Source organism: Pseudomonas sp. CAU 1711 (assembly GCF_039888625.1).
GTDB lineage: Bacteria > Pseudomonadota > Gammaproteobacteria > Pseudomonadales > Pseudomonadaceae > Aquipseudomonas.
In genome coordinates this window covers 1-6676 of record NZ_JBDQQT010000028.1, presented here as the reverse complement: position 1 = coordinate 6676, position 6676 = coordinate 1, and the positions used below count along the sequence as shown (strand labels likewise).

Below are 6676 nucleotides of genomic sequence, written 5' to 3'. Positions count from 1 at the left end.
GCGGGTCTGCTTGCGCTTACCGGCGTACTCGGCATCGGCGAAGGTCATCTGCTTCATCGGGAAACTCGGGCAACGGGATCGGCGTATTTCACCAGATTCGGGAAGTCTTCTTCAGAATTTCCCAAGGTGTAAAATGAAGGTCAGCATTCCAATTCCTACGGGGAACCGACCGTCATGCGCTACCCGGAAGACCACAAGGCCAAGACCTACCAACGCATCCTCGACGAGGCCGCCCTGCGTTTTCGCCGCGACGGCGTGCTGGCGACCGGCCTGCAGCCGCTGATGAAGGCTCTCGGCCTGACCCACGGCGGCTTCTATGCCCACTTCAAGTCCAAGGACGATCTGGTCGAGAAAGCCCTGCAGCAGAGCATCGACCAACTGCAAGGCAGCATCGCCGAGATCGAGAGCTCCCCACGGCCTCTGCAGGCCTTTATCGGGCGCTACCTCTCCGATGCCCATCGTGCGGCACCCGGCGCGGGCTGTCCGCTACCGACCATCTCCGCCGAGCTGGGTCAGCACGGCCAGCCCAGCCCGATCACCGACAAGGTGGTGCGCGAGCGTCTGGAACTGATTGCCAGCAACCTTCGCGGCGACAACGCCGAGGCCGAGAGCGCCCTGGTGCTGTCCGCCCTGATCGGCGCCCTGGTGCTGTCGCGCAGCGTCGCCGATGAGGAACTGGCCAAGCGCCTGCTGGCCGACACTCGCCAACAACTGATGGAAATGACTGCAAGCTGAGCAAGCGAGAGCCTCCGTGGTTTCCCAGGGTGGGCTTTCTCGACTCCGACTCAGCGCCTGTAACGCGGCGCCGCGTGGCTGCGCGACAGATTCGACCCCAGCGCGCCACGTGCAGCGACGAAGGCCTGCCAGTCGCCGGCATCCGGCAGCGATGGAATGGTGATCGACTCGCCCTGATCGAAACCGACCAGCGCGGCATCGACCATCTCGCCCACCTCCATGATCATCTCCGGCGGCAATCTGCTCTCGTCGAGGCCGCTGCGCTCCCAGATCTCGGTCCGCGGCACGCCCGCGGCACCGCCTGCACCTTGCACGCCCTCGCCGGCAAGCTCGCCCTGCAGGTCTGGGTCAGGCTCAGCACATAGACCTTGGAGGCGCTGTACACGGCATTGAACATCTCCTGCGCCAGCGCGACCACGGAGGCGACATGCGTCATTCAACAACGACCTTTGGATTATTGACGCGATAGGTAGAACCCTGGGTAGCGATAACGCCGGAAGTCAGCCTCCGGGCGCCGCATCCTCGAATCGATCGACCTTGCGCAGGCTGCGAAAGCTCGCCATCCAGGCACCGACCACCCCCAGCGTGCACAGGCTGCCCAGCACCGCCGCCGGCACCGCGCCGAACCATGCGGCGCTGCTGCCGGCGCGGAACTCGCCAAGCTCGTTGGAGGAGCCGATGAACAACATGTTCACCGCGTTGACCCGCCCACGCATGGCATCCGGCGTGGAGAATTGGATCAGCGAGGAACGGATATACATGCTCACCATATCCGCCCCACCGGCCACCAGCAGCGCGGCGAAGGACAACCAGAACAGGCTGGACAGCGAGAACACCAGGTTGGCCACGCCGAACACCGCCACCGCGACGAACATGCTCATCCCCACATGGCGGTTGAATGGCCGCAGGCTGAGATAGAAACCCACCAGCACTTCGCCGATGGCCATGGCACTGCGCAGTATGCCCAACCCGGTCGGCCCCACCTCGAGCACCTCCTGGGCATAGATCGGCAACAGGGCCACCACCCCGCCGAGCAGAACGGCAAACAGATCCAACGAAATGGTGCCGAGGATGATCGGCCGCGAGCGGATGAACCGGATGCCGGCGCTGAAACGTTGCCAGGCCGTCGCCTCCAGCACCTGACGCGCCTCGGCGAAACGCACCCGTACCAGTGGCAGCATCAGCACACCGGCGATGAAGAACGCCAGGCACACCGCATAGGTCAGCCCACCGCCACCCCACGCATAGAGCACCCCGCCCAGCACCGGCCCGGAGATGGTCGAGGCCCGCACTATCATGCTGTTGGCCGCGATGGCCGGCGCCAGCCGCTCGCGCGGCACGATCTGCGGCAGCAGGCTGGAAAGCGCCGGCCCGGTGAAGGCCCGCGCGCAACCATAGAACACCAGCACTAGATAAAAGGCCGTGACCGGCCCCTGACTCACGGACAGCCAGAGCAGAGCGGCCGCACAGAGCGCCTCCACGGCCCAGCTCAGGCCCAGTATCCGCTTGCGATCGAAGCGGTCGATCAGATCGCCGGCCGGCAACAGCAGAAAGAGCATGGGCATGAACTGGGCCAACCCGACATAGGCCAGGCTCATGGGATCGCGCGTCATGTCGTAGACCTGCCAGGCCACCACCACCGCCAATATCTGCACGGCAAACATGGCCAGCACGCGGGCGATGATAAAAGGCAGAAAGCCAGGCTGGCGGTAAACGGACGATTCGGCGGACACGACGCAAGCCCCAGAGCAGAAAGGAAGCGATGCAATCTACCGGAGCAAAAGCTGGCCGGGCAAACAGCTTATGACTCGAATAGATATGCCAGCATGCGCAGCGCCAATCTCGATCAGTACGCCCGGGCCCAAGGCTGCAGCACCCTGCACCCGGCAAAACACGGCGTATCTATCACCGCCTCCGGCATCTCCACATAAGCAGCGTACTTCGCCGCCCCCCGCTGAGAGTCTGGAGCCAGTAAGCGGCCGGCACCTGACCCCGAGGACGTGATTTAACTAAGAGCCTTCCTCACATAACTTGGCTATCAGCCGCTTGAGCGAGCCTTGGGCTTCCGGAGTATTCTGCAAGGCGTCGGAGATTGCCATTGTCGCCTTCTCGAAGGCGTCATGTTCAGCAATTTCGCTACCAAACTCCCAGCACAGAATCTCCTGAACCAGAATAACCGGAGCGGCCGACTCGAACTCACCAGTATCAGTGCGCAGCTTTTTTAGACGAGCCTTCAAAGTACGACGCAGCACCGATATATCTCGGCGTGCCCGACCAGCCCTTGCCTCACCAGATGAGTTGCGTTCAGCCTTGACTTCACCCTTGGGGGAAGCCAACGAAGTGAGTATCTGATGCAGCCGCGTGGGCTCGATTCGAGACATCAGGGCGTCTCATCCGAGTTTCGATAGGCGCCTAGAAATACTGGCGATGCGACTTCGCCAGAGTCATCGGTGACGGGCGGCGCTTCCTGCTTCAAACCAGCCAGGACTCTACTCATATCGCCTTTCAATGCAGGGTTACCACAGTCCCGCAACCCCTGTTCCAGCTGTTCAATGGCATCGTCCTTGCGGTCTTCCAACAGGCTGAGGTAAGCCCTGGCAAAAGACTGCAAGCTTTCATCCCTGGCACTCTCCACAAGCGCCGCAAAGGCTTGCAGAGCGCTCTCCTTGCGATCCAGCTGCAAACTCAACAGGCCCAGCTGAAACCGCGCGATATCCAGCTCGGGGGCCACCATCAACAGCTCCTGCATTTCCGCACAGGCACGCTCGAACAAGCCCAGCTCCGCGTGCTCCGCGGCCAGAAAATAGCGGGCCCCGACATGGGCCGGCTCTTTCTCCAGGGCCTTATGCAAGTGCTCCAATGCGGCATGGTGGTCGCCAGCCTGACTGCTGTTAATGGCCAGGTGCAGGTACTCGTCCGCGTCCAGCATGTCTCTTTATCCCTAAGCTAAATGAATCAATGATGCCCCGGCGGGGCCTTTTGCGGTTGCCCTTGATGGGCAGCCAACCACTTATCGACCATTTCGAGGCCAGTCGCGGCTCCAGAGGGCGCCGTTCGCGCGAGCATTTCGCGGAAGAGCTTCTTGCCCTCTTCCGGCTTACCTTCCTGAGTCAACAACAGCATCTGCGTATAGCAGGCCGCCCTACAGTCCGGATTCAGCCTAAAAGCCCGACGTATGCCCTGACGCGCCTCGTCTGGCTTGCCATCCAAGGCATCACAAGCCGCCAGTGCACCATGGGTTTCGCTGTAGTTGCGATCCAGAACATAGGCGTGTTGCAAGGCGGCCCGGGCCGGCTCGCTCTCCCCGCGCAAGATATGAATCCAGGCCAGAACATGCCAGGTGCCAATATGATCGGGCATGAAGCGCACTGCACGGTGCAAGTGCCCCACCGCAAGATCGAAGTTGAGATCGTTGAACTCGATCTGGCCCAGCCCGGCCCAGGCCCTACCGCACTCCGGATAAACCTCGACCGTATGCATCCAGGTCTTGCGGGATGCCTCGCTCGAACCTTGCTCGAAATGCGCGGAGGCACATGCGATCAAGGCATCCAGCTGATCGGGGTCTCTGGATAACGCCTCCTGGGCAGTGCGTATAGCCGCGAGATTGTCGTCATTCTCGAACTGCTGAAGCGCCAATAACCCCAATGCCTCGGGGTTTTCCGGCTCGAGCGCTACCGCTCGCAGCGCCAGGGGTTCCGCCTCCTCATTGCGCTCCTGATGATCAAGAGCACGCACATGCAACATCAGCGCGGCAATCGGGCACTCTGGCGAGGCAGTCAGTGGTTCCAGGAGCGCAGAGGCGGCCTCGAAAGCATCGTTGTAGAAATGGCCAAAGGCCGTATTGAAAATCACGGCAGGATGCTTGACCCCCGCCGCGATGGCTCGCTCGCCATATTCGGCAGCCTGAGCATAGCGCCCTAGTCTGAGCAACAGATAGGTCGCTTGGGCCAACAGTTGCGGCTCGGCTATCTCCCCAGCCTCCAGGTAGCCGACAACCTCGAGACTGCTGGATGGATCGCCGCACTCGATAGCCAAGGCCAAAGCATCGCCCAAGAGCCTGGTATTACCTGAGTCCGCCTTGAGATAGTCGAGCAGTCGGGCAAGCCTGCTCTGCGCTTCTGATTGCATCCTGATAGCCGCCGGAGATCCAAAAGAGGAGCGGATTATGGCCGTGCGCTTTTGCGGATGTCATGCGAAACCCTCCCAACGGAATTTTTTTCACTCGCCCCCTTAACTATTTCCCAAATCTTGGAATAAAGCCCTTAACAGAGCCGATTCGCCCCGGTGGGGTGGGCTGACGCATTGGGCTGCGCCTGCAGCCGACTTGATTGGGGGAAGGGAAATGGTTGCGGTGATTGCCGGCAATGGACTGGGTCTGTTCAACACCTCGCTGAACACCTTGGGTGGCGCGGGGGTGCTGGGTCAGGGCGGCTTTGGCCAGGCGGGTGGGCGCTCCTGGGTCAATGCCAGCAACGGCAACCTGGTGCTGCAGTTCAACGACCGTCAGCTGTCGGGGGTGGGGCTGGACCTGCTGCATACCCGCACTTACAACACCCAGGGCAGTTACGGCGACGCCGATGGCGACGGCTGGCGCTGGGACGGCGAGCGCCGCGTCGCCCTCAATGGCGAGCTGAACGGCGCCGGCAGCAGCGTGCTGCGCACCACCGGCGATGGCCACGAGACCCTGTACCGCTGGAACGGCTCGACCTACCAATCCAGCGACGGCGACGGTGCTCACGACAGCCTCAGCTGGGACGCGGCGCGCGGCGAGTGGGTGTGGCGCGACGGCAGCAGTCGCCGCGAGGAGCGCTATGCCGGGGCCAGTGGCCGCCTGGTGCAGGTCAGCGACGCCTTCGGCACGCGCATCGACTACGGTTACGACGCCGCCGGCCGGCTGAGCAGCGTCAAGGACGCCTCGGGCCAGGAGCTGGTGCTGGTGTACAACGGCGCCGGGCGCCTGGAGCGTCTGGACACCCGTCAGGTGGCCGGCGGCGCGCTGAGCCGGCAGGTCTACTACGGCTACGACGCTTTGGGCCGCCTGGCCAGCGTGACCACCGACCTGACTCCGGCCGACAACAGCATCAGCGACGGCCGGGTCTACACCAGCCGCTACACCTACGACGACGCCAGCCTGCGCATTGCCAGCGTGAGCCAGAGCGATGGCACCACGGTGAGTTTCACCTACGAACTGGTGGACGGTGAGTACCGGGTCAAGACGGTGACCGATGCCTCGGGTACCACCACCTTCGCCTACGACCTGGCTAACCGCCGCACCGACATCAGCAATGGCCTGAACCAGCAGTGGAGCTACTTCTACGATGAGGCCGAGCGCCTGGTCGAGGTGCGCACCCCGGCGGTGGCGGGTCAGCGCCTGTCGACCCGTTACGCCTACGATGCCGACGGCAACCTCACCCAGGTCACCGACGGCCGTGGCAACGCCATCACCTACGATTACGACGGCAACGGCAACCGCGTGCTGGAGCGCGACGCCCTGGGCAACACCCTGCGCCGGGTGTATGACGCGCAGAACCAGCTGCTCAACGAGATCCGCTACAGCCAGCCGGCGACCTGGAATGGCACTTCCTGGAGCGAGCCGCCGGCGGCCAGCGCCCAGGTGCAGCGCTACGTGTACGACGCCAGCGGGCGCCTGCGCTACGCGCTGTCGGCCAGCGGCGAGGTGAGCGAATACCGCTACAACGGCCAGGGCCTGCGCAGCCAGGAGCGCAGCTACGGCGATGCCCGCTATGACCTCGGCGCGCTGACGGCCGAGGCCGGCCCGAGCGAAGCGCAGCTGAACGCCTGGGCGGCGGCGCGCGACCTGAGCCGCAGCAGCCTGACCGAGCTGGTCTACGACTACCGTGGCAACCTGCAGCGCAGCACCCGCTATGCCCAGGTCGATGCCAGCGGTGCCGGCCTGTCGAATGCCACGACCACGATCAAC

The 6676-nt window shown here is 63.4% G+C and carries 6 protein-coding genes and 1 pseudogene; 2 read left to right on the top strand and 5 right to left on the bottom strand.

The window, feature by feature from the left end:
- The first annotated feature begins 174 nt into the window (after positions 1-174).
- A complete protein-coding gene (locus AAFN46_RS20430; RefSeq protein WP_347810531.1) occupies positions 175-735 on the top strand; it encodes a TetR/AcrR family transcriptional regulator in 561 nt (186 codons plus the stop codon).
- A gap of 50 nt (positions 736-785) precedes the next feature.
- Here AAFN46_RS20430 and AAFN46_RS20425 read toward each other — a convergent pair.
- The 5 genes and pseudogenes from AAFN46_RS20425 to AAFN46_RS20405 form a co-directional block, all read right to left on the bottom strand.
- A pseudogene (locus tag AAFN46_RS20425) lies at positions 786-1183 on the bottom strand (SDR family oxidoreductase); the annotation flags it as partial.
- 52 nt (positions 1184-1235) lie between these two features.
- Positions 1236-2468 (bottom strand): MFS transporter, encoded by a 1233-nt coding sequence (locus tag AAFN46_RS20420; protein ID WP_347810530.1) that lies wholly within the window; start codon positions 2466-2468, stop codon positions 1236-1238.
- Positions 2469-2744: 276 nt separating this feature from the next.
- Positions 2745-3116, bottom strand: a complete 372-nt coding sequence (locus tag AAFN46_RS20415) for a hypothetical protein (RefSeq protein ID WP_347810529.1) — start codon at positions 3114-3116, stop codon at positions 2745-2747.
- Complete coding sequence (locus tag AAFN46_RS20410; RefSeq protein WP_347810528.1) at positions 3116-3664, bottom strand: tetratricopeptide repeat protein; 549 nt, start codon at positions 3662-3664, stop codon at positions 3116-3118. The genes AAFN46_RS20415 and AAFN46_RS20410 overlap by 1 nt, the downstream gene beginning before the upstream one ends.
- 26 nt (positions 3665-3690) lie before the next feature.
- Positions 3691-4863, bottom strand: a complete 1173-nt coding sequence (locus AAFN46_RS20405; RefSeq protein ID WP_347810527.1) for a tetratricopeptide repeat protein — start codon at positions 4861-4863, stop codon at positions 3691-3693.
- A gap of 214 nt (positions 4864-5077) precedes the next feature.
- Between AAFN46_RS20405 and AAFN46_RS20400 the strand changes: the two genes are divergently transcribed.
- Positions 5078-6676: DUF6531 domain-containing protein (locus tag AAFN46_RS20400; RefSeq protein ID WP_347810526.1), on the top strand; the 1599-nt coding region annotated here is incomplete at its 3' end.